This window comes from Candidatus Hydrogenedentota bacterium (assembly GCA_012523015.1).
In the GTDB taxonomy this organism is placed as follows: domain Bacteria; phylum Hydrogenedentota; class Hydrogenedentia; order Hydrogenedentales; family CAITNO01; genus JAAYBJ01.
This window is the reverse complement of sequence record JAAYJI010000328.1, coordinates 1-2100: the sequence shown is the minus strand read 5'-3', so window position 1 is coordinate 2100 and position 2100 is coordinate 1. Positions and strand designations below refer to the sequence as shown.

The 2100-nt window shown below is 45.5% G+C and carries 2 protein-coding genes; both read right to left on the bottom strand.

From position 1 onward, the window contains the following. Window positions 1–441 (bottom strand): hypothetical protein (locus GX117_14395; protein NLO34520.1); only part of this gene is annotated, 441 nt, incomplete at its 3' end. After that, entirely contained in the window at window positions 428–1894 is a 1467-nt protein-coding gene (locus GX117_14390; protein NLO34519.1) for a RimK family protein, read from the bottom strand. The genes GX117_14395 and GX117_14390, both read right to left, overlap by 14 nt. Window positions 1895–2100: the final 206 nt, after the last annotated feature.

The following is a 2100-nucleotide window of genomic DNA, read 5'->3' as shown; positions in this document are numbered from 1 at the left end:
CTTACAATCGAAGAGATCATCGAAAGCGGCATAAATTTCATTTCCGCCGTGAGGCCACAACCGAGTTTCTACAGCGGGATTCATCCAAGGATGCATGGCTGTAGGCATCAAACAGGCATTCCACCGGGATAAGAGTGTATTTGCACGGACAACTTGCCTATGAAAAACCTCATCCAAACCAGCCAAGGTTGGCACCGGTTTGGGGGTCTTGAATTCCACTACATGCAAGACTAATTCATTAGACCAAGCCGCAGGCCCGTCTCTGCCTTCCGGATATACCTCATTGTCATTTAATTCTCCTGCCGCCTCTAATAACTTGTCACACAACGGGGCAATGGATAAGGTATCACGATTCACGATCATATATTCGAGTTCAAGACCGGTCACCTCGAATAAAGAAAAGGGAAATTGTGCTTCGATAAAAGGATCAGGATTTCCCATGGCTTAAATCCAGGCGTCGAATAAACTCACAAATGATGCGGTCATAAAGTTCATCTTTGAGAACACGATCCTCTATACCGGCGTCAATATTTGGATTATCATTCACTTCGATTACCCACGGTTTTCCTTTGATTTCCTTGATGTCAACACCATACAGACCATTGCCAATCGCTTGGGTGGCACGCAGTGCCGCAGCAATTATTTTGGGAGGTGCGTCTTCAACCGCCACTGTATCTGCCATACCGCAGTCTGTACCTTGCGGGCTGTGGTGATTATAGATCTGCCAGTGTTTTTCCGCCATGTAATAGCGACATACAAAAAGAGGTTGATGATTCAATACACCTACGCGCCAATCGAAGTCTGTAGGAATGTATTCTTGAGCCAGAAGCAGTTCTGAATTTTTAAAGTAATTATCCACAGCCTCTTCAAATTCATGGTAACTGTCGAGTTTGTAGACACCCAAAGAAAATGAACTGTCAGGAATTTTCAACACACACGGGAACCCAATTGATTCTTTCACTTTATAGGCCGTATGTTTTCCGATAATCAGAGATTTGGGAGTCGAGATCCCATGATGACGCATCAATTCTGTTAGATAGATTTTGTTGGCACACCGAAGAATGGATAACGAATCGTCTATGACGGGTATACCGACGGACTCCGCACGCCGAGCAAAACGGTAAGTGTAATGATTGACTGCGGTGGTGTCACGGATAAACAAGGCGTCATAGCGATCCAGTTGCGCATAATCATGACGATCAATGATTTCGACGCCGATCCCCTTGCGGTCTGCGGATCGACAAAAACGTTGTATAGCCTGTGCATTGGACGGCGGGGTGGTGTCTTCGTTACTGCGCAAAATAGCCATTTCATAATGATACAACTGTTGTTTTCCGCGCTGTTTCCAAACATGCCGCCCTACATATTGAGATATCTGCTCCATGACAAATGGATAATGGTGATCCGGTATATCGCGCACAGCGATGATACGGACACTCTCTAAAATCCACTCTTCTTTTTCTCGCACAAAATAGGCGCGGAAAAAGGGGAGAGGAAACAGATTGAAAAGCATCTTTGAAAGCGTGTTATAGCGATGCGCCACATTCCGCCCGAAATAAATACTCAGTTCGAAATGATCGCCATGAATATTTTTAAAACTGCGCTGAATTTGCATGGTCAGATCGCGGGACGCATTGCGTATAACCACGTTGTGGCGCATGTCTTGTAATGCCTGTACGGAGGGCATGGGATAATGTCCCCGTGCGGCGGCAACCAAAGATACATAGTAGCCCGTGGATTGGTAATAGTAATGGTAACAACAGTTCAAAACCTTAACCATCTCACCTTTGCTGAAGCGGTCATCCGACAGGTAATCACGGGCTTTAACAAGTTCCACGCCGGGCACAGTGAATTTCCAACACTTAGGATCTTCAACTACAATGTAGGTTTTCATGACTTCCCATAATAAGATTGACGCAACATCTCAAAAATGAACGTTGAATCTTGGGTTGATGATTTTATTGCGGTAGGCAGTGGTGTGCCCCCCGTAAACTGGTCCATGTATAATGAGAGTTTCGCATCTGCCCTTCGGGCAAGGAGACTTGATTATGTCGAAAAGGAAACGTCACAATCCGGAACAGATCGTTCGCAAACTTCAGG